Source organism: Agrobacterium sp. CCNWLW32 (assembly GCF_037083425.1).
Taxonomy (GTDB): Bacteria; Pseudomonadota; Alphaproteobacteria; order Rhizobiales; family Rhizobiaceae; genus Agrobacterium; species Agrobacterium radiobacter.
Window position 1 is genome coordinate 103,147 of sequence record NZ_JBAOJM010000013.1, and the last position, 23,269, is coordinate 126,415.

General features: G+C 57.2%; 26 protein-coding genes. 11 read left to right on the forward strand and 15 right to left on the reverse strand.

Going from position 1 to position 23,269, the window contains the following annotated elements; all coding sequences use genetic code 11:
* Positions 1–64 precede the first annotated feature (64 nt).
* Both V6R85_RS21810 and V6R85_RS21815 read right to left on the reverse strand, forming a co-directional pair.
* Complete coding sequence (locus tag V6R85_RS21810; protein ID WP_022557124.1) at positions 65–712, reverse strand: NrsF family protein; 648 nt, start codon at positions 710–712, stop codon at positions 65–67.
* Positions 705–1,247 (reverse strand): sigma-70 family RNA polymerase sigma factor, encoded by a 543-nt coding sequence (locus V6R85_RS21815; RefSeq protein WP_048903003.1) that lies wholly within the window; start codon positions 1,245–1,247, stop codon positions 705–707. Before V6R85_RS21815 ends, V6R85_RS21810 begins: the two co-directional genes overlap by 8 nt.
* Positions 1,248–1,439: 192 nt before the next feature.
* On the opposite strand from V6R85_RS21815, the gene V6R85_RS21820 reads away from it, so the two are divergent.
* Together V6R85_RS21820 and V6R85_RS21825 are read left to right on the forward strand one after the other, a co-directional pair.
* Entirely contained in the window at positions 1,440–2,225 is a 786-nt protein-coding gene (locus V6R85_RS21820; RefSeq protein ID WP_022557122.1) for an alpha/beta fold hydrolase, read from the forward strand.
* Between the two features lie 369 nt (positions 2,226–2,594).
* Entirely contained in the window at positions 2,595–3,626 is a 1,032-nt protein-coding gene (locus tag V6R85_RS21825; RefSeq protein WP_336377190.1) for an IS110 family transposase, read from the forward strand.
* Between the two features lie 865 nt (positions 3,627–4,491).
* Here V6R85_RS21825 and V6R85_RS21830 read toward each other — a convergent pair.
* From V6R85_RS21830 to V6R85_RS21855, 6 genes are read right to left on the reverse strand one after another with little or no spacing between them, the layout of a single operon-like run.
* Positions 4,492–5,214: a DUF6602 domain-containing protein gene (locus V6R85_RS21830; protein ID WP_121557654.1), complete on the reverse strand. Its 723-nt coding sequence runs from the start codon at positions 5,212–5,214 to the stop codon at positions 4,492–4,494.
* 14 nt (positions 5,215–5,228) lie between these two features.
* Entirely contained in the window at positions 5,229–6,134 is a 906-nt protein-coding gene (locus V6R85_RS21835) for a CBASS oligonucleotide cyclase (protein WP_121557653.1), read from the reverse strand.
* On the reverse strand, positions 6,134–6,631 hold the full coding sequence (locus tag V6R85_RS21840) for an HORMA domain containing protein (RefSeq protein ID WP_121557652.1): 498 nt from the start codon (positions 6,629–6,631) through the stop codon (positions 6,134–6,136). Before V6R85_RS21840 ends, V6R85_RS21835 begins: the two co-directional genes overlap by 1 nt.
* Positions 6,628–7,101, reverse strand: a complete 474-nt coding sequence (locus V6R85_RS21845; protein WP_121557651.1) for a hypothetical protein — start codon at positions 7,099–7,101, stop codon at positions 6,628–6,630. The genes V6R85_RS21840 and V6R85_RS21845 overlap by 4 nt, the downstream gene beginning before the upstream one ends.
* A complete protein-coding gene (locus V6R85_RS21850) occupies positions 7,098–8,012 on the reverse strand; it encodes an AAA family ATPase (protein ID WP_121557650.1) in 915 nt (304 codons plus the stop codon). The genes V6R85_RS21845 and V6R85_RS21850 overlap by 4 nt, the downstream gene beginning before the upstream one ends.
* Positions 8,013–8,045: 33 nt before the next feature.
* On the reverse strand, positions 8,046–8,282 hold the full coding sequence (locus V6R85_RS21855; RefSeq protein ID WP_121557649.1) for a DUF2188 domain-containing protein: 237 nt from the start codon (positions 8,280–8,282) through the stop codon (positions 8,046–8,048).
* Positions 8,283–8,411: 129 nt separating this feature from the next.
* Here V6R85_RS21855 and V6R85_RS21860 point away from each other — a divergent pair, with 129 nt between their 5' ends.
* From V6R85_RS21860 to V6R85_RS21880, 5 genes are all read left to right on the forward strand, one after another.
* Positions 8,412–8,732, forward strand: a complete 321-nt coding sequence (locus tag V6R85_RS21860) for a helix-turn-helix domain-containing protein (RefSeq protein WP_121557648.1) — start codon at positions 8,412–8,414, stop codon at positions 8,730–8,732.
* A complete protein-coding gene (locus V6R85_RS21865; protein ID WP_121557647.1) occupies positions 8,729–9,607 on the forward strand; it encodes an ImmA/IrrE family metallo-endopeptidase in 879 nt (292 codons plus the stop codon). The genes V6R85_RS21860 and V6R85_RS21865 overlap by 4 nt, the downstream gene beginning before the upstream one ends.
* 426 nt (positions 9,608–10,033) lie before the next feature.
* Complete coding sequence (locus V6R85_RS21870; RefSeq protein ID WP_121557645.1) at positions 10,034–10,735, forward strand: dual OB domain-containing protein; 702 nt, start codon at positions 10,034–10,036, stop codon at positions 10,733–10,735.
* A 62-nt stretch (positions 10,736–10,797) separates the two neighbouring features.
* On the forward strand, positions 10,798–11,442 hold the full coding sequence (locus V6R85_RS21875) for a DUF488 domain-containing protein (protein ID WP_121557644.1): 645 nt from the start codon (positions 10,798–10,800) through the stop codon (positions 11,440–11,442).
* On the forward strand, positions 11,432–11,878 hold the full coding sequence (locus V6R85_RS21880) for a DUF488 domain-containing protein (protein WP_121557643.1): 447 nt from the start codon (positions 11,432–11,434) through the stop codon (positions 11,876–11,878). Before V6R85_RS21875 ends, V6R85_RS21880 begins: the two co-directional genes overlap by 11 nt.
* A gap of 252 nt (positions 11,879–12,130) precedes the next feature.
* Here V6R85_RS21880 and V6R85_RS21885 read toward each other — a convergent pair whose 3' ends face one another.
* The 3 genes from V6R85_RS21885 to V6R85_RS21895 all read right to left on the reverse strand — a co-directional run bounded on the left by V6R85_RS21885 (position 12,131) and on the right by V6R85_RS21895 (position 15,549).
* On the reverse strand, positions 12,131–13,402 hold the full coding sequence (locus V6R85_RS21885) for a three-Cys-motif partner protein TcmP (RefSeq protein ID WP_121557642.1): 1,272 nt from the start codon (positions 13,400–13,402) through the stop codon (positions 12,131–12,133).
* A 39-nt stretch (positions 13,403–13,441) separates the two neighbouring features.
* Positions 13,442–14,275: a DUF5131 family protein gene (locus V6R85_RS21890; RefSeq protein ID WP_121557641.1), complete on the reverse strand. Its 834-nt coding sequence runs from the start codon at positions 14,273–14,275 to the stop codon at positions 13,442–13,444.
* Between the two features lie 134 nt (positions 14,276–14,409).
* On the reverse strand, positions 14,410–15,549 hold the full coding sequence (locus V6R85_RS21895) for an RHE_PE00001 family protein (RefSeq protein WP_336377193.1): 1,140 nt from the start codon (positions 15,547–15,549) through the stop codon (positions 14,410–14,412).
* Between the two features lie 190 nt (positions 15,550–15,739).
* Here V6R85_RS21895 and V6R85_RS21900 point away from each other — a divergent pair, with 190 nt between their 5' ends.
* Positions 15,740–16,888 (forward strand): site-specific integrase, encoded by a 1,149-nt coding sequence (locus V6R85_RS21900; RefSeq protein ID WP_336377194.1) that lies wholly within the window; start codon positions 15,740–15,742, stop codon positions 16,886–16,888.
* A 14-nt stretch (positions 16,889–16,902) separates the two neighbouring features.
* Here the strand turns inward: V6R85_RS21900 and V6R85_RS21905 are convergent, their stop codons facing one another.
* Positions 16,903–17,277, reverse strand: a complete 375-nt coding sequence (locus V6R85_RS21905; RefSeq protein WP_336377195.1) for a VOC family protein — start codon at positions 17,275–17,277, stop codon at positions 16,903–16,905.
* A 319-nt stretch (positions 17,278–17,596) separates the two neighbouring features.
* Between V6R85_RS21905 and V6R85_RS21910 the strand changes: the two genes are divergently transcribed.
* Entirely contained in the window at positions 17,597–17,986 is a 390-nt protein-coding gene (locus V6R85_RS21910) for a hypothetical protein (RefSeq protein ID WP_336377196.1), read from the forward strand.
* A gap of 66 nt (positions 17,987–18,052) precedes the next feature.
* Here the strand turns inward: V6R85_RS21910 and V6R85_RS21915 are convergent, their stop codons facing one another.
* The 3 genes from V6R85_RS21915 to V6R85_RS21925 all read right to left on the reverse strand — a co-directional run bounded on the left by V6R85_RS21915 (position 18,053) and on the right by V6R85_RS21925 (position 20,876).
* A complete protein-coding gene (locus tag V6R85_RS21915) occupies positions 18,053–18,883 on the reverse strand; it encodes an AraC family transcriptional regulator (protein WP_336377197.1) in 831 nt (276 codons plus the stop codon).
* 72 nt (positions 18,884–18,955) lie between these two features.
* Positions 18,956–19,399 (reverse strand): RidA family protein, encoded by a 444-nt coding sequence (locus V6R85_RS21920; RefSeq protein WP_336377198.1) that lies wholly within the window; start codon positions 19,397–19,399, stop codon positions 18,956–18,958.
* Between the two features lie 7 nt (positions 19,400–19,406).
* The gene (locus V6R85_RS21925) at positions 19,407–20,876 is read right to left on the reverse strand and encodes an FAD-dependent monooxygenase (protein ID WP_336377199.1); all 1,470 of its coding nucleotides are present in this window, start codon (positions 20,874–20,876) and stop codon (positions 19,407–19,409) included.
* Positions 20,877–21,185: 309 nt separating this feature from the next.
* Between V6R85_RS21925 and V6R85_RS21930 the strand changes: the two genes are divergently transcribed.
* A complete protein-coding gene (locus V6R85_RS21930; protein ID WP_336377204.1) occupies positions 21,186–21,908 on the forward strand; it encodes an alpha/beta fold hydrolase in 723 nt (240 codons plus the stop codon).
* A gap of 123 nt (positions 21,909–22,031) precedes the next feature.
* A complete protein-coding gene (locus tag V6R85_RS21935; protein WP_336377200.1) occupies positions 22,032–22,937 on the forward strand; it encodes a helix-turn-helix domain-containing protein in 906 nt (301 codons plus the stop codon).
* The last annotated feature ends 332 nt before the right edge of the window (positions 22,938–23,269 follow it).

Sequence of the window (23,269 nt, forward strand, 5' to 3'; positions counted from 1 at the left end):
CAGATGACTGACTGTATCCCATTGCGTTGAAGGGAGAATAGCATCTATTACCAAACTGACCTTGCTACCACCTCAACAGTTTGGGCCCGATTAACGCTCCCAGTGCCGTTACACATGCAATGGCGATCGAATACCATACCGCCACAAAGGCAGCGCCATCGTTGAGGCAGGCGATGGTATAGGCGAGACCACCCACGGAACCTGCAAGGAAACCGGCAAAAGCGCCAGCCTGGCTGAGGCGCGTGGGCGTTCCGGCTCGCATCGCAGAAAAAATAGCGGCGAGCGCCGGGGTGGAAGCCATGATGATAGTACCCGCACATTTTGGCACGGAGTAGGTGTGAACCCCAAGCAGGGGAAAGCCGCTCCGATCAAACAGAGCTCCGGTAAGCAGGAACATCAGTGCTGGAGCAAGAAAAAGAACCGTGCGAGGCGCCTGGCCCGGCTGGACCACTGTCAAAACAAGCTGAAACCCGCCGGCAGCTACAAGAACCATGCCGATGACTTTGAACAGGAACGTCCATGTCGGGAGTATCTGCATGAGGTCGGAGCGAGGTCCGGCGATCATCACCACGACGCCAGTCGCTGCCAGGATCGAAAAGACCAGCGCGACAGGAAGGACGATCGAGAGACGGAGCAAAAGTGACGAACCTTTACCAGCTTGCGCTGCAAGCCCTCGAATAAGATCGTCCGTTGGCTGTCGATTGTCATTCATGCCCGGGGCCCCTTCTCTGTGTTGCCGCCATTAGTTTCTTCAACGAGCGATGGAAGGCGACGCGCACCGCTCCCTCGGTGGAACCGATGCGCGCCGCGGCCTCTTTGGTAGAGGCACCCTCAAGCCCGATGGCTCGGACAGCAGCCTGTTCGCCAGGGGGCAAGGCGGAGATTAGTTTTTCGACATCTGCCGGATTGCGTTCAGGATCGACGACCCCCTCAGATGAGAACAATCCGGCCCACTGCTCTTCGGTCAAATCGACGCGCATGCGTGCGTCTCGGCCCAAGCGCCGGCTGGCGTCAATGATCTTGTAGCGCGTGATTGCGTTCAACCAGGGAAGCAGAGACCGCTTCGTATCCCATTGGTGGCGACGGGTATGTACTGCTATGAGCACTTCCTGTACGACATCCTCTGCCTCGTAGAGACTGAAGCCCATATATCGCAAATGCGCCTCGGCGATCCGCCGCACCGAAGCGGCGAAAGCCCTGAGAAACGCCTCGTAAGCAGCGCTATCTCCAGTGCGTTCTGCGCGCATCGCTTTCGCCCATCTGTCTTCCCGTGTGTCCATGCACCCATGCTTTCGGTTGGACGAGACCCGTTGTTACGTCGTATCGCGAATTTATTCGAATTTACGCGCCGATCACATAGTCGTGACGATGTAAGATTGGGGAATTCCCAACGAAAGACTCCTCCGAAGCATGTGCTTTACGATGAAAGGAAGTCCGGAATGATCATGAACAGGCGCACATTTTCCACTGCTATGCTTGCCGGCGCGGCAGCATCAATGCTTTCAACCAAAGGCATGGCCGCATCGGCGGCCGGCCACCCAGAAAAGGCCCGTAACGTTGTCTTCGTCCATGGGCTATTCGCAGATGGTTCCTGCTGGAGCGAAGTGATATCGAGGCTGCAGCCCGAGGGCTTGAACATCACATCCGTGCAGAACCCTCTGACTACTCTCTCGGAATCGGTTGCTGCTGCGGAGCGAGTACTGGCGCGGCAGGATGGGCCAACAGTATTGGTAGGGCACTCATTTGGGGGAATGATTGTAACTCAGGCCGGCATGCATCCTAATGTGTCGGCTCTCGTGTACGTCGCCGCCCGTGCACCCGACGCAAACGAGGATTTCGGCGCTTTAGCGAAAACCTTCCCTACTCCCCCCGCTTCTGCCGGAATTGTTTTCGACGGTGAGGAAGGAAGACTTAGCGAGAAGGCGTTCCTCGAGGACTTCGCCGGTGACATTCCCACGGCCCGCGCGAAGGTGCTGTATGCAACGCAGTATCCTTTCCAGAAGACGCTACTCTCAGGCAAAGTTACCGAAGCCGCTTGGCGCCACAAGCTCAGCTATTACGCGGTGTCGAGCGAGGACCGCACGATCAACCCGGACCTGCAGCGCTTTCTCGCCAAACGCATGGACGCAAAGGCAATCGAATTGAAAGCCAGCCATCTCTCGCTGATCTCGCACCCGGACGAGGTCGCGGAGCTTATCCTGGAAGCTGCAGGCCAGAAAGCCTAACCCGATCCGCGAAATTCAGACAGTCAGACACCGCTGCGCGACCTCCCCTAAACCTGCGCTAGTCGTCCAGTGACCTCTTTGCAAAGCGGACGGTTTCTAGGCAACGAGGCAAGCAGCGCAGTCGAGAGAGGACGACAGCCAAGACTGGGGGTGTCGTTCTTTCTCCGAGCTGTTAGGCAATGAATATATGTGTGCCAGGTTGTTCAGATTTATCTCTCAAGCAATCTAGCTCTTGAACATGGGGTAATCGCGGGTCGGTTTCCCCAAAGGCATTGCCTCAGCAATATCTGACATGGGTGGTTGCCCCCGGTAAGATGGAAATACGGGCTCACGATTGGAACCGGGCCCAGCATCAAATGGGAGGCAACCATGGACCAATATATCGGGCTTGATGTTTCGCTGAAAGATACTGCGGTTTCGATCCGAGAGAATAGGAAGCGTATCTGGCGGGGGAAATGCCCTTCTGATCCGAAAGTTATATCGCAAATCATCCGCAAGCATGCTCCGCACGCAAAGCTAGTCGTCTTCGAGACAGGTCCACTGTCGACATGGTTCTATCATGCGCTGAACGCCGAAAGAATTCCCGCGATCTGCATTGAAGCACGGCATGCGCAAAAGGTTCTGAATGAAACCCTCAACAAGACTGATGCCAATGATGCGGATGGCTTAGCGCAGTTGGCAGAAGCCGGATTTTACAAAGTCGTGCGAGTAAAGACCTTCGACAACATGGTGACACGCACACTGGTGGCAGCGCGTAGCCAGCTCGTAAGCATTTCCAAGCAGCTCAGCAACCAAATACGTGGCCTCCTAAAAACGTTTGGTCTCATCGTACCCAAAGGGAAAGGCGGGGCATTTGATGCTAATGTGAGAGCGCTACTGGATGGAAATAGCGGCCTAGCAGGTGTGATATTGCCCCTGCTCGAGGCATGGCGCGACATACGTAAGCGCGCATCTAATCTTGATCACCAATTGCTCGTAGCTTCCAGACAGAGCCGGGCTACGAAGCTCCTGATGACGATTCCAGGCGTTGGTGCTGTCACGGCCGTCTCGTACATTGCCGCGATCGAAGATCCCGAAAACTTCCCCACCTCGCGCTCAGTCGGCGCTTGGCTAGGGCTGACGACGCGGCGCTATCAGTCTGGCGAAATAGATTATGATGGCCATATCTCGCGACGCGGTGACAGTCGGCTGCGGGGATTACTCTACGAGGCAGCTACCGTTCTCTTGACGAGAACCACTGCCAGGACCGAATGCAGTCTAAAGACCTGGGGGCTGAAGCTGCGTGAGCGGCTGGGCTTCAAACGTGCCGCGGTTGCTGTTGCGCGAAAACTTGCCGTCATAATGCATAGCATGCTCAAGGCCGGGCAAGCGTTCAATCCATTGGGCGGCGCAGCAGCTTAACCGAAGCGCCGGCCTACCTGCCTCAGCACCTCAATCAAACTGAGATGCTGGGCGTCCCTGCTGTGGACGTGGGTTGGGTCATTCCGTTGATTCCGTCGCAGCTCATTGAGACTGCGTCTTGAACATAGGAAGACCTGCCCTGCGAAAACCCATCATGCGGCGACTACATGTCGACCGCGGAGACAACAGTGCTCCCAGCACCGGACGAATTTGCAGGAATGAAAGATGTCGAAAGAAAATCTACAGAAGGTGCCGCGCTAGCAACACGGCAACGAAGTACCTCGTTTAAAATCCGCTTGACCCGATGCAGGCGATTAGACAACAACGGATCTGAACCCGGGCCCAGTAGCACGCCTGCAACGTCTATGTTCCTAGCTACCTGATTTCCTTAGACTCTCGGGGGCAACTCAGCCCGTCCCGATGCCTATTTTACCTCTTAACGCCGCGTCTTTTTTTGTCGAAGAAATGTACTTTGCCATCGCCAAGTTTCACACCGATTATAGTATCGGGTTTATATGCATTGCGCCAGTTCGGAACCATCACTGATTCATCTCGTAGCTGCCTGAGTGGCCTGTCGGAGACGACCTAGTGGCCGCAGTGGAATTTTCTTCAAGAGCGACATTGGTCTTCATGATGCAGGAGAAGACAACGATGTGCGACTACCACCCAATCGTCGAGGACCATGTCAGGCCGAATCCCTTGCTGCAGGTCGCTCGAGAAGGAAATCGTCATCCATACAAAGGTGCGGATGAGTGAGCGCGTCCAACGGCCGTGGCTGTCTGAGACGCCCAGCACCGCATCCTGATCCGTGATCATCACGTTCGCGGACACGGGGAGAGAGCGGAACCGTTCGCCGCTTTCCCCTTCATTTCGCCAGCCATTCTCCATAGGCGTCGATATCGATCATCGGGACAGTGCCGCTGAACTGCAGCCGCGAGATCAGCTTGAACAGAAACGCTGTGGCGGGCTTGTTCTCGAAGACAAAATCATATTCGCCTGTGGCGTTGCGTGCGAAATGACCATGCGACGCCACGCAGCCAATGTCCAATTGGCGGTCACCGCCGCCTTCGAGAAGGATCGATTCGAGCGCCTTCCCCATGGGCGGACTCCACTCGCTTTCGAAGGTCAGAATGCCACCGAAAATAGGTATCGCGGGCTTTGCGGGATAGGTTCCGCCCGCATGCGGAATCGGCAGGCTCGTGCGATGGAGCCGCCTGACACTGGCGACCTTGTCCTGTGCGTATCTCACGAGCTGCGCGTCGGCGGTCTGCTTTGCTTCGAAGACCGCGTAGACGCTTTCGGCGGGAATGATCGTCTGGTTCTCGTAGGTGAAGATGAACGGCGAATACTGCCGATCGAACACCACGACGTCGATCTGATCGCTAAAGTTTCCGAGGCTGTCCACTACATGCGCTTTCGCGACGCTGTAGCGGGCGGGCAGATATTTATCCAGCAGATTAATCCAGACGCTCTCGCTCGCGTCGCCCTTGACCCCGGGATGTTGGAAGCTCTTACGCGCCAAGGCCAACCGCGACTGGATATCCTCGTGCAACGAGGACAGAAGCTGTGAGAGAGACCATTCGGACATAGCGTCTTCCTTTCTTATGATAGGGGGAATTTTGGGCCGAACAGGTCGCGCCAAGCTTTCAAGGCGTCGCCGTTGCGTCCCTGCTTGGCGAAATTGATGGCGTTGCGCGCATCGCGGCTAGCGGCCAGGAGAAGGTCGCGAGCACGCTGTTTACGGGTGGCGTCCATGCCGTCGCTGATCGGGGGGCCGAGGCCAGCGGGGTCGGCCCAGGTGTCGAAGATGCGGTCGGCAAGCGTCGAGAACAGCCCTTCGAGTTCATAGTCGAAACGGCCCTGCCATCCGCCATAAAGACACTCGAGCGCCATGACCTCGATCAGGAACGACGGCTTCACGGGCTTGTCGGACCCGTGCCTTGGATTGTTGTTCCAGTACTTGACCATGCGGACGAGACCCTTCCACTCGTTGGAGAAGGCTTGGTGCGCGTCGATCGCTTTCTGGGCATGAATTTTGGGGTTCGTCTTGATCCACGTGCCCTTGTCGGTATCCGGGATTTCGTAGTCGTCGCCGGACGGGAAGGACGGAACGACGTCTACGCTCAGGATGCGATAATCGGTGTTGTCCTCGGCGTCCACGACGACGCCGAAATCGACGTTGACCGAGCGACCCTGCTTGCGCACCGCCTTCTCTCCGTACTTCTCGACGAGCGCCTTGTGGAAATCATCCAAGACAACAGAGGGTGCCTTATCACGGTACTTCGAGCGCTCGCTCTCCTTGAGCACAAAGAAGATGTCGATGTCCTTGAGGGGCTTGGTCTTGGTGTGGCGCTTGTAAGACCCCGTCAGGAAGCTGCTCGCGATCGAGAACTTGGTGTCGAGATAGTCCCTAACCTCGTTCTGCCGTTTCGATGCATTCTCCTGTTCGCGGTCGTTGAGCTCAAGCCGAGACTTGAACTTGCGGAAGGCCTCGTCGGTCGTAAGCATCAGTTCTTCCTCCAGTATGCGGCGCTCCCGCCGAGACCATTGTGGTCGATCGTCGAGCCGACGTTGTGGCGAACGAACCCGGCGGTCGAGCGGTAATAGCCGTTGCTCCAACCATCGACTTCAGGATGGCCCGGCTTTGCCTGCATCATGATCCGGTAGCTGGCGTCGGAGGGGGCCACTCCCGCTTTCTGGATATGGTATTTGAGCTGATCGGTGTCGGTCCAGAACCCGCCACCGCCATTCCAGCTGTAGACGATGTCGATGTCCCAGCGGACGATGAGGGCGTCGGTCTTCTTGTTGAAGATTTCCAGTACGACCTTCTCGAGGTCTTGCGTTCCAAGCCAGGCCTTGAGGGCGCGCATCTTGCTTTCCCAACTGCCGACCAGCTCCGAGGGGTCGAGGCCGCTCAGGCGGATGATGTCCTTGAGGCTCTTGAGGATGTTGTCGGCCACGTAGGTGACCGAATGGGTATAGGTGTTGACGGCGACGGTTGTCATGAGCCGAGGAACCCTTTCGGATCGAGGACGAGAGCGCTTTCCGACACGGTCTTCGTCGCTTCGCTGCCGAAGCTTTCCGCGCTGTCGCGGGCGGTGATACGGCTGCTGTGCTTCTTGAGAGAGTTGTTGACCCAGTCGAGGTCATCTGCTGGGCAAGGGAGCGACACCTTCCAGTCGCCCTTCAAGGGGTCGTAACCCAAGGTGTCTTCCTTTGCGTCCGATCCGTCGATGGCGTCGTCGTCATGGAGGGTGTACACGCGCGTGCGCGGACCGTCGCAGGTGACCACAATCGCGGCATCCTTTGCGGCTTGTTCCGCGATTACGCTCGCCGCCGTGCCGCCGACCGCCAGAAGCTCGTTCCGGTTCGAGCCGGCGTGACCCTGCGTGAGCAGCTCGACTATCGCCTTCCAAGTGTCGAGCGCATCGCGATGCGGGTTGCTGCGGAAAACGCGTGAATAGGTGCTGCTCATGCGCGGCCCTCCTTTACTCGGGCCTTGTGGGCCGCCTTTGCCGCGGCGACGATCGCCGACATCGTGACGCTGCCGGGGTTCATCGCGGTTGCCTGATCGGACGCGAGAGCGTTCGCCACCATCTTGCGGATGGCGCGGCCGTCCAGTCCGACGCACGCAGTCGCGCAGTCTTCCAGACCCTTCGCGTCAACGAGCTTTCGCATCTCGGGGAAGACCTTCGCGAGGCCGCCCAGGCAATCCCGGAGGATAAGCAGGCACGCCTCTTTGCCCGGGAGCGGAACCTCGAGGATGAGATCGCAACGCGAAAGGAATGCGTCGTCAACCGCCTTGGGGAAGTTACTCGTCGCGACGAACAGGAGGTTCGGATGCTTTTCGGCGAGCGCATCGAGCTGCACGAGCACGGCATCTGTAGCGCGGTGGACATCGACGGGATTGGCCTCAAGGCTAAGCTTGCCGCGGTCGGCGGCCAGCGTTTCGACTTCATCCAGCAGGACGATCGTCGGCCCCGCCTGCGCGGCTTCCGAGATGGCCTGTCCGAAGAGATCGGTCACGGCGCGCTGGGTCTTGCCATGCGCGGCGCTCGCCAGCGAATGGGGCTCGACTTCAAGCAGGCGGAAGGTGTTGCTGCCGAACGACTTTGCGACGCGATGGGCGAGTCCTTTGGCGAGCGACGTCTTGCCCGTACCCGGAAGACCAGTGAGCATGATGACGCCGTGCAGGGGAATGACCGAACGCGGAACCTTTGAACGAAGCGTGAAATTTAACGCCGCCTGCGACAAGAGTTTCGCCTTCATGTCCTCGTCCATGACGATGGAATCCCACAGCTCTCCAAGCGGGGCGCTCGGCAGACGAGTGATGCTGTGGATGCCTTTGGGCAATTCATTCATCGGAAATGTTTCTCGTTGGTTCATATCGGTTACCTTCTAGGTCGCTCGGCGCTTGGGTTAGCCGCGCGGGGGATTGGGATCGCCGCCATGGCTGTCGCTGTCGGCGATGCGGCCATTGCGGTTGTGGATGCGGAGTTCGGTGCCCTGGTTACGGCTCACCTGCCGCCCGGCAGCTACGGCCTCCTGTTTCGTGTCGTGATGACTGCTGGCACGCTGGCCGCCGCCACGTTTGACGTCCCAACCGCCGGAGGGGGCCGGAACGATGTGATGGGTTTCGGGACCCTTCTTTGACATGACACACTCCATAGCTACGTTTATGTTCGGCATATCGAACAAAATCCGATGCGCCTTGTCAATGACATTTTTGTTCGATATACACCGAACAGCGCTAACCGGTTCAGCCGTTTAAGGAATTTGTTAACTATGCCCTCGACCCTCGGCGAGAAACTCAAGGAACTTCGACGACAAAAGAAGTACTCGCTCGACGAACTGGCCCGACTGAGCGGAGCGAGCAAGAGCTACCTATGGGAGCTCGAGAACCGTGCGGACCGCAAGCCCTCAGCCGAAAAGCTCATCGATATTGCCCGGGTCTTGGACACCACGACGGACTACCTGGTCGATGACAACGCCACGTTCGACGACGCACAAGCCAAAGAAGTGTTTTTCCGGAAGTTCAATACGCTCGACGACGCCACCAAGGAGCGCGTCATGGACATGATCGATGTCTGGAGTCGGAAGAAATGAAGCTGCCGACGACATGGGAGGGGTGGGCGACCAAGGTCTCGGTATATGCGAAGGAAGGGAAGAAGCTGCTGGGCTTGCCACGGTTTCCGATCAATGTCGAAGAGATCGCGCCGCACTTCACTCGGTCGATCTACCCGAACGACCCCATCACTTTGATACAGGGCGAAGACTTCGGAGGCAAATTCGAAGGAGCGTTGTTTCCGAACGAATCGAGGGACGAATGGGCGATCTTGTACGATAAGGGCCACTCGTCCAAGGGGCGCATTAATTTCACACAAGCCCATGAATTCGCTCACTATCTCGTCCATAGAGGCTTGACGGATAAGCCTTTTCAATGCTCGCGCAGAAACATGTGGGAGTGGAATACAGAATATGGTCGGATGGAGGCGGAGGCTAACAGCTTTGCCGCTTTTGTCCTTATGCCGCCCGACGACTTCCGGGAGCAGACGAAAGATTTTAGGAAGCCGACAATCTCGGATTTCGAGGTCTTGCGAGATAGATACGAAGTGTCGATTACGGCGGCGGTCTTAAACTGGCTCAAGAACACCAAGGCTCGCGCGATGATCGTCGTCAGCAGGGACGGTTTCATCGATTGGTCGTGGGGAAGTTCCGCCCTTCTCTCTTCCGGCGTGTACTTCAGGGCGAAGACCGTGACGACACCAGTGCCTGATGTCTCGCTAGCGGCACTTGGTCCCTCACATGGTCTCACTGCGATCCAGCACCCTGCAGGGGTGTGGAACCGCTTTGAGCCCGTGTTCGAGTCGATCTTGTTTTCCGAATATCACGAGATGGCCATTTCCCTGCTGACCTATCCCACCAGTGGCACGACGCGTCGATTTGAAGACGATGCCGACGACGCCCTTGCAGCGCGCTGAAAGCGTCCGTTGGCTGACGATACGAGCCCTGCCTCGAAGAAGCGATCAGCGGAAGAGGGCAGGGGCTAGACGCACCGCGTCAGGCCTACGAGCCCGGCCCCCAAAGGCCGTCGCGAGCGTAGCCTAGAAAAACCGACAGGAGCAGATACGGTGCGGCCGCAAGATGCACAACGAACCGGAATTCGCCGTTGCGGACAAGCTCTAGGTCGAAAGCAACAAGTCGATCTCGCAGCTTGCCCAAGAATTGGACTGCGGCACTGCTAAGGTCATCGAGCGCGCGATCGCGGCACTGAAGAAAGAGAAGAAGGTCAACAGCGCTAAGATTAAGGCAGTTCAAGCATATTTGGCGCAAAACTGGTTGATTTAGCGCATTGTGTGGGGACTAGCATTTGATTTAACCTCCCTGGTTGTGGGCAGGGAAAACAAATGACGAAACCAGCATACTTGAAGACGATCGTGTGCCTAGCCGCTTCACGCAAACACTCGGGAAGATGCATCGCAGGAAAAGTATTAGATGGCGATGAAGTGGGGACATGGATCCGTCCTGTGAGCAAGCGGCCTTCCGGCGAGCTGAGTGCTTTGGATTGCAGATATCAGAATGCTGTCTCGGCGGCATTGTTTGACATCATCGAACTTCCTATAATCGGCTCAGCATCACATTCCTTCCAGATTGAAAACCATTTCAACGACGACAAGTTTTGGTGGAAAAAAAAGGGAGAAGCCAGCTGGAAGCAAATCGGAAATCTGGTCGACAAGTTTACCGGCCCGATCTGGGAAAATGGTTCGTCGAGCTATAACGGCAGGTCGGATCGAGTGCCTGAAGATCGAGCTGCGCAGGCTGTGATCGACTTTGGAAGCTCACTCACGTTGATAGATGTGGGCGACCTCGAGATTATAGTGCAGATCGAAGGAGCTGCATTCAATAATCCGTCTCGTCATGTGAGAGGGCATTTCACCTATAGTGGGAATCAATATCGCATGATGATCACTGACCCTAATATAGAGGCTGAGTTCTTCGCCAAGACAGATGGCACCTACCGTATTGGCAGGGCGCTGCTTTGCTTGAGTTTAGGGGAACCGTACAGAGGCTTCGCATACAAACTTATCGCGGCCGTTTACCGGCCCTGAGACAGACGAGCGTAGATTTTTTTTTACAAAGCGACCCGCTCGATTGGAGATTGTGAGATTTCATGAAAAACCTAAACCTGGAAATCTTCACGATTGGACACTCTACAAATTCTTATGAGGATTTCTTGAGTCGTCTCCGCCGGACAAATGTGACCGCAATTGCGGATGTCCGCAGTTCCCCATTCTCGCGGCATCTCCCCCATTTTAATCGTGATGCTCTTAGGTCGGAACTTCGCCTAGACGGAATAGCATATGCGTACTTAGGTGACGAACTTGGTGGCAGGCCGAAAGGTAAACAGTTCTACTGTGACGGTGTTGCCGATTACGAAAAGATGGCGCAGGCAGATCACTTTCAAACCGGGATCGAACGCGTCACGACAGGCGCACTAAGTTACAAATTGGCCCTAATGTGTTCAGAACATGACCCACTCGACTGCCATCGTTGTCTCCTCGTAGGGCGAGCTTTATCTGAGAGGAACATTTTAGTTCAGAATATTCTTGGAGATGGCCGGATAGTTTCGCAAAAGGCGATCGAAGATCGACTTCTGAAAATGAGTGGTCAAACAAACAGTGATTTTTTCCAGACAGCTCAAGATCGCCTAACGCAAGCGTACCGAGATCGATCTATGAAAGTTGCTTACGCCGAAAAAACCACAGATCGCGCTGCAAGGACGAAAGCCAAGGACAACTCGCCACATGCCAGTTAACATGACGACAATCGGGTTTACAAAATCCAACGCAGAAAACTTTTTTGAACGTCTCAAGAAAGCCGGCGTCAAGAAGCTCATCGATGTGAGGCTACATAATACCTCGCAGTTAGCTGGTTTTGCGAAGGCAGACGATCTGGCTTATTTTTTAAAGCAGATTTGCGGTGTCCAATATGTTCACCAACCCATGCTTGCTCCAACGGACCAGATGCTCAAGGCTTATAAAAAAGAAAAGGGGGACTGGAGCGTCTACGAAAACCAGTTCCTCAGCCTGATGGCTGAGCGCAGGATCGAAACGCGACTCAAGCCTGAGATGTTCGATGGGTCCTGCCTGCTTTGCTCAGAGGCTACACCTCACCACTGCCATCGAAGGATTGTTTGCGAGTACCTAAACGACAAATGGGGAGGCGGTGCGCTCCAGGTGAGACACCTTTGATGGTCGTTCCTACAGCCGCGGTATGCCGCTGTAGGACCAGATCACTCGGTCGCCAGTTAGAGCGCGAACCGAATACAGATAAAGCGACAGGTCTGGCCTTCGACTGTTTCACCACATCGTCGAATTTCTGCACATAGAGAGGTATCGTAATCTTAGTCTTTGCATCGCGATCTGAAGGACACCGATGCCTTATAGACAGTGCCAACGAGGACGGCGCAGTGGTTTACGGAATACGTGAACTCACTCCAAAAATTACAGAGCCCGCGCTGGCCACAAGCGGGTTTGTTGAGAGATACCTATAGTGTCTTTATAAATCGGAGAAGATGTGCGCTTTGGCGAATTCGCCTCGTTGCGGAGATCCAATTCCTTCTCCCCGACCAGAAGCGCCGTAACCTTATCGATGTCGCTCAGGCGTGCAGGCGTCTCATTGGCGATCGATGTCACGAAGTCACCGTAAGATACGGGTGCGTCACCGTGCGTATCGCGGATCCGGCGCAGGAAGTCGTCGGCGAGCCGATCCTTCATGACTTCTTCATCCTTGGCTCCAAACCAAAAATCCGGAGCATTGCCGGGATCGAGGTTAGGATTGAAGCCAAGCATCTCCAACCCACCGTGCCCCTGGTGCAAGGATTGGTTATTGATCAGCCAATGGCTGTCGACCATCACGTTTCTGGCTTTCAGGTGATTCGAGAGATGCACCAGCCATAAATCCTTCCGAGCTTCTTTTGATCGTAGGAAAAATGGACTTTGGAATTTCGCGCCTGTCATGCCTGAGATATGTCGCAACAGCAGACGTTGGATGACATAACGTCCACCATGCTCGCCTTTGTGGCGAAGGAATTCGCGGAGCTGATCTTCGGATATTTCAATCGGCGCAAGACGGTTGACGGTTTGGGGTTTTTCGGTGAGATAATCGATAAGCCAGCCGACGGCGAAGGTGAGGATGCATTCACCCGCTGAGAATTGAAGTATCTTTCGAACGGTTTCGAAGGCGACGTCCGAATAGCCTTTTTGATCCAGGAGGAAGATCGAGCGCCCTACCCCGCCTCGCGTGCGTTGCTCGATCCTGCGACAGATATCCGGAAAAACGACCTCGAACTTTGCATGATGGAGGAATATCGAGTTCCCGATTGCAGCAAGGTGCCCTTCCTTCGTCAGTTCCTCGCGAAGAAAGTCGATGTGGTCCTTTTTGCTATCGACGAAATGATATTCGGCATCGATGGTGAGCGACTTTGTCCGCCCAACATTAGCTTTCTCCTGAGCCTTATTTACAGCATCCAGGAAGAGAAGCGGTGTGCCGCGGATAAGCTCGCCGGCATCGCTAAATCGACCACCGCCGCAAAATCCGTCAACCAGCGTGATGCGCTGCCTATCCTGGGCGTGGCTGACAAGCGTTGCAGGGAAATAATTTTGAAGATAGGTCTCGATGAGACGCAATTTTGCGCCGCTGTGAGCGCTGAGGGGCGGCAGATCACCGCCCAGCTTCCATCCAAATTCGGCGATCGTTGCGACTCCCCATGCCAACCAAGTCTAAGTTGCGTTCGACATGTAGAGCTGTCAAGTTCAGGCGGCCTTTTCTACCTTTTCGCAGCCTTTTGGAAACTGCCTCACCAGCCGGCCATCAACAAGACCTCCCCCTTTGCCATGGGGATCAACTTCTTTGACTTGCGCCGGCGACATTCCTTGCTCTTGCACAAGCGGATTATTGCCAGGCGCTCCCCATTGTTTGTGAAAAGCTGCGATACCGTATTCCTGACAATCAGCAATAATATCTCGCGCCCATTGGCTCAGCATAGGGCGAGCGCGCGGGCCACTTTCTCCGCCACTGATAAGCCAGTCCGGCCGCGGATCGCCATGCGATATCCGAAGCGGGCCTATCGCCGGCTCGTAGGACACAAACCAGACGCGAGCGGGGATGAGGGAGAGGAATCGCTTCCTTTGATCAAAACGGGATTGATCCTCAGCGGTGAAGCCCAGCCAGACATTCGGATATCCCTTGCTGCCCCAATCGGCCGGCAGCATTTTCTGGATATTTTGCGGGCGCTTGGTCAGCAACTGCCAATCGAGCGATGGAGTCGCCCGGATGACTTTGAAAAGATCTTCACGCCACTCGGGATCCGCTTGGTTATCGAAAACGTCGGCAAGCGAAGCACAAAACACGCGCTGCCTGCGACCGTGAACACTCGCAAATTCTGCGGCCTTGCGCTGCCACATATGCGGAGCTTTCCAATAGCTCTCTGTCGTGCGCTTACGCGGCGAATTACCCCATTTCACCTGGCCGGACCGCTTGGCCCAAGCCTCGGCATAGCAGTTATCGCAACCTGGGCTGATGTTGGTGCAGCCGGTCCACGGATTAAAAGTGTGGTCGGTCCATTCGATTGTCGAATTCATCGCCATGGTGACACCTCTCGCCAAAAAACTGCAAATCGCCTGGTGATTCTACTTTCGTTCTCTCCTGTCACAAAATGATTAAGGTTGTGATCGCCTATTTAATCGGAGCGATACCATCTGGTCCGCCTGAACGCGTGACTTTAAATCACTCCCCATGCCCGAAACCTCCCCCGCCCCGTCATCTCTCTGAGGCCGAGTTCCAAAACAATCCGCCGCGCCGCCTGCGGCGTGACGTCCAGCGTTTTCGCCACCATCCCGGCCGACACCAGCGGCTTTGCCATCACCAGCTCGACCAGTTCCGGCAGTTTTGACGACGTCCGCCGTCCTTCCAGTTTTCGGTCCATCATCGTTTTTGCCAGTGTCAGCCGGTCATGCTCTTTCAGACCCAACTCTGCGGCTGCTAGAAGCCCATGCGCGATCGCGAGCAGTCTGGTCTCCCGGTCGCGATGCCGGCGCCGATCGACGGGAATGGTTTTCAGTCCAAGGTTGATGGCGGCGAGATGGGTGCCGGTGGTGACGCCGGCCTGGCGCAGGATGGAGGCGGCAAATAGCCGGCCGAGCCAGGGCGCATGCTGCAGGACGGAAAGCTCGTTCCAGGCATCGAGGGCGACAATCGCCTGCAGCACCGCCGGCAAGTTTTCAGCCTGCCGCAACACGTCGCGCCATTCCTCCAGCCGGGCACCCTCATCCCAGTCGAGATCATAAACCAGCGGATCTCTTTCCGCCGCGCCGCCACGGCCGGGCCGAGTCGCGTTCTCGATCGCCGCCTCCGATCGGGCGAGCACCGCATCGATGGCAGCATAGTCGACGCCGGGTAAATTCTCCGCGTCATCACCATCGTCCCCTTCCGCTTCCGGACCGATGGCGACCCCTGGCCGAACGACGCTGGCCGGCTCCGCCGCGTCAGCGTCGACTGAATTGATGTCCGCTGTCTGTCGCAGATTTCGGATACCCTCTGCCGACAAGGCCCATTCCGGCGATTGCGCGGCAATGCGCCGACGCGTGCGCAGCACGTCGCGGGCGACGGTCAGTTCATGGGTCGGGGTGCGGATGTCGCGCGTGGCGTCATGCAGGACGAGGTCTTCGAGATGGACGAGCTCGCCGTCGATCCACAGCGAGGCGCAGGCGTCGGTGAATTGGGATCGCTCAAGGAAGCCCGCGCCGACCGGTGAGCGGGCAATGCGCTCGTCCAGACGCGCCAGTCCGATGCCGGCGCGGAAAGCCGGCTCCATCAGAGCTGTCATGCTGATTTTCGCGAGATCGTAAGCCATTGAAATCATGGTAAACGATTCGTTATAGGAACTCTAGTGGAATATTATGGTTCCTCAGATGGCATGATTTTAGGACGAGATTATAACCATCGATAAGTACCAATTATCGATGGTAGTTGATTTCGCGGCGCAAATCGAGGAAAATCGGGGCAAATCACGGTGCCAGCGGCCGCCGAAACCCGCGATTCCGGAGCCTCTCGTGACGAAAGCGAAGACATCACACACGTCCGTCGAGCAGCGCGCCGAAGAGCTCGATACCATCGCGTCCGTTTTGCCGCTCGAACGCCGCGACGAGCTTGCCGAGCTGTTGACCGATGATGACATCGAAACGCTGCGGCATCTTGTTAATCAGGGAATGGGCGACAATACGCTGAGGGCCCTGACGTCTGATCTTGCCTACCTGGAGGCCTGGGGTCTCGCTGCCACCGGACGGTCCCTGCCCTGGCCGGCGCCCGAGGCGTTGCTGCTCAAATTTGTAGCCCATCATCTGTGGGATCCGGAAAAGCGCGCAAGTGACCCCAACCACGGCATGCCCGATGATGTCGACAAAAATCTAAGGCGTCAGGGTTTCCTGAAATCCGTCGGCCCGCACGCGCCTGACACGGTGCGGCGCCGGCTGGCCAGCTGGTCGACATTGAGTAAGTGGCGCGGCCTTACGGGTGCCTTCGCCTCCCCTGCTCTTAAGTCAGCCATTCGTCTGGCCGTGCGCGCCGTTCCGCGAACCCGTGCGCGCAAGAGCGCAAAGGCCGTCACTGGCGACGTTCTGGCAAAGCTGCTGGCGACGTGTGAGTCAGACAGCCTGCGCGATCTACGCGACAAGGCAATCCTGATGGTCGCCTTTGCTTCCGGCGGCCGTCGACGCAGCGAGATCGCCAGGCTACGCGTCGAGCAGCTGACAGTCGAGCCACCGATCGAGGTGAAGGACGGTCCTCCCCTCCCCTCACTTGCCATCCATCTTGGTCGAACCAAAACGACGACAGGCGAGCAGGACGATGTCGTTTATCTCACCGGGCGGCCGGTCGAGGCGTTGAATGCCTGGCTGGCGGCGGCCAGGATCGACAAGGGTAGCGTCTTCAGGGGAATCGGGCGCTGGGGTACTGTGTCCCGGCGGGCGCTCGATCCGCAATCGGTCAATGCGATCCTCAAGCAGCGGGCGGAGATGGCGGGGTTGGACAGTGGGGAGTTTTCGGCGCACGGACTGCGTTCGGGTTACCTGACCGAGGCCGCCAATCGCGGCATCCCTCTGCCAGAGGCCATGGAGCAGTCGCGGCATCGATCGGTTCAGCAGGCTTCCAGTTATTACAACAGTGCCGCGCGCCGGACCGGCAAGGCCGCGCGCATGCTCTAAAAGGCCATACACACTCATCTCGTCGGTTGTGTCCGTGCGGTGAGTTTATTCCCGTCCGGATCGCGGAGGTAGGCGACAAAGGCGCCGTTCGGACGTTCCGCAGGCGGGCTCTCGATCGCTGTGCCGCCATACGTGACACCAGCCTTGTGCCACGCTAAAACATGATCCTGGCTCGCCGCGGCGATACCTATCGTCCCACCGTTTGCCGCAGTCGCCGGCTCACCGTCTATTGGCTTCGTGACCATTAGCCGTCCGCCCTCGTGAACGTAGATCAGCCTGCCTCTTGCGTCCATTTCGCCGGGCTCGCCGCCCAGTGCAGCAAACGTGGCATCGTAGAAGGCTTTGCTTCGCTCCAAGTCGTTGCTACCGATCATCACGTGGGTAAACATGCTAAATCTCCAATAAAGTTTCCTCGGCCAATTGCGGTCATGGGGCAAAAGCCAACCCGTCCCGCCGAGAAACCAAGGTTTACCGTCTCGCCTTCCCCGTTGGTGGCAAATAGGTCGGATATCCCGGGGTCCCGCACTCGGGCTCCAAAATAAACCCGCCGTCCTGCAGGATCGTTCAATCGACCATTTCAGTCGTCAAATAACGGTTGGACTGTTCCGACGATGCACGCGATTCGAAGATACGGTCAATCGCGCATGTTTTTTGAAGGACGGGAAAGCGTTTGATCAACAGCAGCTGCCGACAGTAAAGGAGAAATCTTTGTCGACGATTCCATCAGACTCTCTCAGGAACCTTACGTCGAATCCGGCAGGCAGAAATTTGCCGGTCGCTCAGACCAGCGGTGCCCAGCCATCCTTTGACCATCTGATGAGCTCAACGCTAGATCAGATGTCGCCTGAAGCTCAAAGTCATTTTTCGCATAACATCATCGAAGGTAACGACGCCAACCACGATGGGTACGTCACGCGTGAGGAATACACGAAAAATCTGATGTCTGGACCGTCACCGAAAACATTTGCCGAAGCGATCGATATCTGGAACACCCTTAGCGGTGGCGCGGATCGGGTGAATGAGCACGATCTGAACGGAAATTCAGCTGGCAAAATTACCGCCAGCGTCGGACTTATCGACCACTTCAAGCACCGGTGAACATCTTTCGCGATAGACGTCGCGGTCTCAGTCTGCGACGTCGTGTGTAAGACCCGTTCCGCGACCCTAGCCACGGAGATAACTTGAGCGTAGTTCCGGCGAACTCACGCCAAAGCGGCCCTCACCGAAATATCGGGCCGGACTTGCCCCCGTATGGCGGCGGAACATGGTTATAAAAGCGCTGGCGCTTTCATAGCCCAAGTCCAGGGCGATATTGGTAACGGCGTCGCCGATAGCCAGGCGTTGCAGCGCGAGACCTACATGCAGTTGTTGCCGCCATCGACCGAATGGCATGCCGGTCTCTCGCCGGAACAGGCGCGAAAGGGTTCGCTCGCTCGCGCCGATACGCGCGCCCCATTCCTCGATGGTTAAGCGAGCGGACGGATCTGCCAGGAGCGCGTCTGCAAGACGCCGCAGCCGCCGGTCTGCCGGCATTGGCAATCGCAGCGGCTCAAGCGGAGCATCGCGAAGCTCGTCAAGAAGAACATTCGACAGCCGCGCACGTCTCCCCTCCCCCGCGATCAAGAAGGCAGGATCTGACGCGAAGCAGAGAATGACCTCTCGTAACAGCGGGCGAATGAACAAAATTCCACAATCCTCGCCCAGAAAGGTTGCGAGCTCAGGCTCGATATAGAGATTGGCCATGACAATTCGGCCACTGGCGTGCGCCAGATGCTGCACACCGGCAGGCAACCAGACGGCGCATTGCGGCGGAACGGTCCAGATACCGCCGGCTGCTTCAACCGTCAGAGCCCCGCAGATCACATAGAGAAGTTGCGCTTTACGGTGACAATGGGGTTCGGTTTCGCCAACAGCCATGAGTTCGATCGTTAGCCCCACGACCGAACTCGAAACGATGTCGGGATCATCGATCTCAGGCGTGATGGTGATGCCCATCGGTTCGTTTTCTCCGTGATGCACCTGTGATTCTAACCGGAGCACACCGGCTGGCAAGAACATGGCTCTGGTTTACCGCGCTCGCTCCGAGAAACCAAGCGCGGCAGAACCCGCGGGCAGGGAAACGACGGCATCAACCTCCACCAACCAATCCGAATGGCCAAGCGCTTGCACGCCAAGGAACAAGCTGGCGCATACCGGCCAGCCTTGCCCGAAGACAGAATGCCCGGCTTCGAAGATGGGGCCGACAAGTTCGTCGCAGTGGCGGACGACATGCAGCCCCATGCGGACGACATGCTCTGTCCCCACACCGAGCGCATCAAGAGCGGCCTTCAAATTACGGAAACATTGTTCCGCCTGCAGGCGATGGTCATCCTTGCCTATAAGCTGTCCTTCAGCATCGATAGCGACCTGCCCGGCGATGAACGCAAGGGCGCCTGCGGGCATGACGGAGATTTGAGCGTAGATTGGCGCGACCGGGGCTGGCATCGCGGCGGGATTGAAGTGCCTTACCATGACCGACCTATCCTTCTCTTCTTGAGGTGTCGACCGTAGTTTGCGCGACGTAACCGTCCGGCCTTATCAGGACCCTACCAACATCCCCAAATATGTCTGCATGTGCTGCGGGAATCCCGGTTACTTCAACGACCGCGTCCCCATGCAGCCAGTCGGGCCTCTCAACTTTGCCATCTTCTGAGATTGTCAAATCCAGCCACTGACCTCTCGAGAGAAGGCCGAAAAGGGTTGCATCTCTGCCGTCAGAAAGCCTTAACGGCATGTCGCGGATACGACTGCCGACCAAGGTGGAGTTGGCTGGGCCAAAGCCGGGCAGCGGATCGGGATACTGCACGGCAAAGCCCGAGACCTGATTGGCAAAGTATGCGTTGATCGCCGGCACTTTCAGCATGTCATTGAACACACCCCGAAGCGCCCTCCCCCGCGCCGAAAAGGCGGTGATCAGGTGGCTCTGCGCCATCGTCGTGTCGCGAAGATAGATGCCGACCGGCAGGCGTTCGGATTCATAGGTGTCGAGCAACTCCGCAGGTGCCGTTCCCGTCGCGACCGCCGCCAGCTTCCAACCAAGGTTCATCGCGTCCTGAATACCTACATTCATTCCCTGCCCACCAGCCGGCAGATGAATGTGAGCCGCATCGCCTGCCAGAAATATGTTTCCGCGACGGTAGGTCTTTGCCAACCGCGTCTCATTGTCGAAGCGCGACAACCAAAACGGGGAATGGGCGCCGAAGTCAGAGCCAAGTATGCGTGCCGTGGCTTGGCGCAACTCCCCGAGTGTCACCGTATCTTGCCGTGTACGCCCACGGTCTTCAGCCTCGTTGACGACAATCCGGTAGTGCGCCCCATCACCAAGAGGCGCCACCAGCACACAACCGTGCTCATTGAATGCCGACACCAGAGGCGTGTCGGGCGGAGACGCCAGAACAACGTCGCCCAGGAACCAGGCCCCGTTCCCGGAATGGCCCTCGAATTCGATTCCAGTCTGCGAACGAACCAGGCTTCGTGCCCCGTCTGCACCCACGACGTACCGGGCGTGAAGTTCAAATGGCCGTTCGTTGGCGCCGAAGACAGTGACGCCATCGCTTTCGGAGACGATCCGCTCCGCCATGGCGCCTCGAAGGATCTCGACGCCGAGTTCCAGTGCGAACTCTTCTATCAAAGCCTCCGTCGTCTCCTGGGGAACGAACAGGGTGTAAGGGAAACGGCTATCGAAAATGTCGAAGTCCAGTCGAGTATCGAGAACCGCATAATGGCCTGACCTGACCGGCTTTCCGACGGCCAGGAACCGCTCCTCTATCCCCCGAAGCGACAGCACTTCCAGCGTCCGACCATGAATGGTCAGGGCTCGCGATTGATTGATCCGCTGCGTGCGTCGCTCGATGACAATGACCCGCAGCCCGGCAAGTTTGAGTTCGCAGGAGAGCCATAGCCCGACAGGTCCTCCCCCAACAATGATGCAATCGTGCTCGTCTTTCATCTCCGGCTCCTTTTGTCAGCGGGCGGTCATTTCTCCCGCAGTCACCAACAGTCAGTAGCCGAAACGGCGGTTTCTCACTCACTCTGCCCAGCCAACAAGTTTCGCCAAACGGCCATTATTCCCTGCGCCTTCGATGAAAAGCGGGGCATTGAACGATCCTGCAGTTCTGCAGGATCGTTCAACCTCAAGGGGCGCGATCCGAACTAGTCATGGTGTGTTGGCGAACTGTTCGCCAAGGGCACATGAAGGAGACATCCAATGTCCAGTTTTTTCAACGCGCTCGCATCGGGCGTGTTGCTTGCCGCAACCATGGGAGCACCCGCAGCAATGGCAGCCGATAGCACACCGAAATCCATCGTTCTGGTCCACGGCGGCTTCGTCGACGGTTCTGGATGGGAAGGGGTCTACGACATCCTCAAGAGTGACGGTTACGATGTCACCATCGTGCAGAACCCGACCGTTACCCTGGAAGATGACGTCACCGTTACGAAACGCGCGATCGCTGCGGCAACAAGCGACGTGGTTCTGGTTGGCCACTCCTACGGTGGCGTCGTCATCTCCGAGGCAGGCGCGGACCCCAAGGTAAAGGCACTCGTCTACATTGCCGCTTTTGCTCCGGAGGCAGGTGAGTCCGTCTCCAGCCTGATCGCAACCCCCGTCCCCGGAGCTGCAGCGCCGCCGATCCTTCCGCCAGTCGACGGTTTCCTCTTCCTCGACAAGTCGAAATTTGCACAGTCGTTCGCCGCCGATGTGCGTCCCGATCTTGCCGCCTTCATGGCGGCCTCGCAGGTGCCGTGGGGCGTCGGCGCCCTCGGTGGCCGGGTCACCGTTCCTGCGTGGAAAGCCAAGCAGAGCTGGTATCTTGTCGCGACCGACGACAAGATGATCCCTCCGGATGCCCAGCGTGGGATGGCCAAGCGAGCCGGCGCGAAAACCGTCGAGGTGCCTGGAAGCCATGCAGTCTACGTTTCGAACCCGAAGGCGGTCGCCAAGATTATCGAAGACGCCGCTCAGGCCAAGAAGAGCGGCTGATTCTACAGGTGTCGTCGCTCCGCCTTTGGGGGGGGCGGCCCACCACTGCAGAATCGTTCAATTGACATTTCAGGGGCCATGATATTTTGCGCGTCGCCATCTTATTGACGCGGGAACTCGCCGATGACCCTGAATGTGAAGCTTGTGGAAGTCGCGACCGTTCCCATCGGTCTGCCGCACAAGACAGAGCTAAAACTGTCTGTGCGCGGTCTCTCATGTTCGAGGCTCATCGCCGCCGACGTGAATTACGGTTTTAAGCCCACCGCAAGTAACCCCGATTTTCCGACTTGGGAGGGCGCCTACAGCATCGGCGTTCATTTCAATGACGAGCGGAGTGAGGTGTTCCTTGACGGGCGCTATTACTCCCACCCCAACCGCAAGGGGCAGACGCATTTTCTCTACGTCTCGGAACTCGCCCACATTGATTTCACGACACCGCGGCATACACAGGAAGTGATCCTGCAGCGTAGTTTCATGCGGGAGATTGCCGACGACCTCGAAGTGCCGTGCGTCACGCATCTGGGCAACAGCCTATACCATATGACCGATGATCCGGTTCTTCGCCGCCTTGCCCTCAGGATCTATCCGTTCTTCGACGCGCCGGAGACAATGGATCCCTTGATGGCGGATCATTACATGTGGAGCCTCGGGATCTATCTTTGTGCGCATTATGGCGATCTCGCTATTCGCCGCCCGATTGTCGGGGGGCTTAGCACCTGGCAGGAGCGGTTGGCTAAGGACGTCATCGAGACCAGTCTCGTTGGGAGCATTGGACTTGCCGAACTCGCTGAGCTATGCGGTCTTCGCACGAGCCAGTTCGCGCATGGATTCAAGCGATCCACAGGGTTCGCACCTTACGAATGGCTTCTCCGAAGGCGGATAGAGCGCGCTAAGGAAAGTCTCCTGTGGGGCAGCAAGCTTTCGGAAGTTGCGGCTTCGTGTGGCTTTGCCGATGAAAGTCACCTCACCCGAACTTTCCGCCGCGTCGTTGGAGTGACGCCGGGCAAATGGCGGGCGGAAGTCGTATGAGCTGACTGCTTCGATCATCTCGGAAAGGCGACATATAGGATCCCGCCATCCGACTGTATTTACTGGGCAATTTCCCGACAGGTACGGCTGACAATGCCTTCGTATCCCGTGTGATAAGATGATCCTTGGCTTGAGCACGCAAGTGAGAACGTCTCATGCTGAGCGTTCCTCCCCTTCTCCATGCGTGCGAAGGAGTGCCATAAGCATCGGCCCAAGCGAGAACTTGCCTCGTTCCGTCCTCCTTGTCAGGTCCGGCAGATATCCAACGTTTATCGATGGTAATTAATTTCGCGGCGCAAATCGAATGTCGGTCGCCTTGGGACGAGCGGAAA

Excerpts from the sequence above, each read along its gene's own strand:
- V6R85_RS21810 (WP_022557124.1), bottom strand. The coding sequence starts at position 712 with ATGAATGACAATCGACAGCCAACGGACGATCTTATTCGAGGGCTTGCA.
- V6R85_RS21815 (WP_048903003.1), bottom strand. The coding sequence starts at position 1,247 with ATGCGCGCAGAACGCACTGGAGATAGCGCTGCTTACGAGGCGTTTCTC.
- V6R85_RS21820 (WP_022557122.1), top strand. The coding sequence starts at position 1,440 with ATGATCATGAACAGGCGCACATTTTCCACTGCTATGCTTGCCGGCGCG.
- V6R85_RS21825 (WP_336377190.1), top strand. The coding sequence starts at position 2,595 with ATGGACCAATATATCGGGCTTGATGTTTCGCTGAAAGATACTGCGGTT.
- V6R85_RS21830 (WP_121557654.1), bottom strand. The coding sequence starts at position 5,214 with ATGTCCGAATGGTCTCTCTCACAGCTTCTGTCCTCGTTGCACGAGGAT.
- V6R85_RS21835 (WP_121557653.1), bottom strand. The coding sequence starts at position 6,134 with ATGCTTACGACCGACGAGGCCTTCCGCAAGTTCAAGTCTCGGCTTGAG.
- V6R85_RS21840 (WP_121557652.1), bottom strand. The coding sequence starts at position 6,631 with ATGACAACCGTCGCCGTCAACACCTATACCCATTCGGTCACCTACGTG.
- V6R85_RS21845 (WP_121557651.1), bottom strand. The coding sequence starts at position 7,101 with ATGAGCAGCACCTATTCACGCGTTTTCCGCAGCAACCCGCATCGCGAT.
- V6R85_RS21850 (WP_121557650.1), bottom strand. The coding sequence starts at position 8,012 with ATGAACCAACGAGAAACATTTCCGATGAATGAATTGCCCAAAGGCATC.
- V6R85_RS21855 (WP_121557649.1), bottom strand. The coding sequence starts at position 8,282 with ATGTCAAAGAAGGGTCCCGAAACCCATCACATCGTTCCGGCCCCCTCC.
- V6R85_RS21860 (WP_121557648.1), top strand. The coding sequence starts at position 8,412 with ATGCCCTCGACCCTCGGCGAGAAACTCAAGGAACTTCGACGACAAAAG.
- V6R85_RS21865 (WP_121557647.1), top strand. The coding sequence starts at position 8,729 with ATGAAGCTGCCGACGACATGGGAGGGGTGGGCGACCAAGGTCTCGGTA.
- V6R85_RS21870 (WP_121557645.1), top strand. The coding sequence starts at position 10,034 with ATGACGAAACCAGCATACTTGAAGACGATCGTGTGCCTAGCCGCTTCA.
- V6R85_RS21875 (WP_121557644.1), top strand. The coding sequence starts at position 10,798 with ATGAAAAACCTAAACCTGGAAATCTTCACGATTGGACACTCTACAAAT.
- V6R85_RS21880 (WP_121557643.1), top strand. The coding sequence starts at position 11,432 with ATGCCAGTTAACATGACGACAATCGGGTTTACAAAATCCAACGCAGAA.
- V6R85_RS21890 (WP_121557641.1), bottom strand. The coding sequence starts at position 14,275 with ATGGCGATGAATTCGACAATCGAATGGACCGACCACACTTTTAATCCG.
- V6R85_RS21895 (WP_336377193.1), bottom strand. The coding sequence starts at position 15,549 with ATGATTTCAATGGCTTACGATCTCGCGAAAATCAGCATGACAGCTCTG.
- V6R85_RS21905 (WP_336377195.1), bottom strand. The coding sequence starts at position 17,277 with ATGTTTACCCACGTGATGATCGGTAGCAACGACTTGGAGCGAAGCAAA.
- V6R85_RS21915 (WP_336377197.1), bottom strand. The coding sequence starts at position 18,883 with ATGGGCATCACCATCACGCCTGAGATCGATGATCCCGACATCGTTTCG.
- V6R85_RS21920 (WP_336377198.1), bottom strand. The coding sequence starts at position 19,399 with ATGGTAAGGCACTTCAATCCCGCCGCGATGCCAGCCCCGGTCGCGCCA.
- V6R85_RS21925 (WP_336377199.1), bottom strand. The coding sequence starts at position 20,876 with ATGAAAGACGAGCACGATTGCATCATTGTTGGGGGAGGACCTGTCGGG.
- V6R85_RS21930 (WP_336377204.1), top strand. The coding sequence starts at position 21,186 with ATGGGAGCACCCGCAGCAATGGCAGCCGATAGCACACCGAAATCCATC.
- V6R85_RS21935 (WP_336377200.1), top strand. The coding sequence starts at position 22,032 with ATGACCCTGAATGTGAAGCTTGTGGAAGTCGCGACCGTTCCCATCGGT.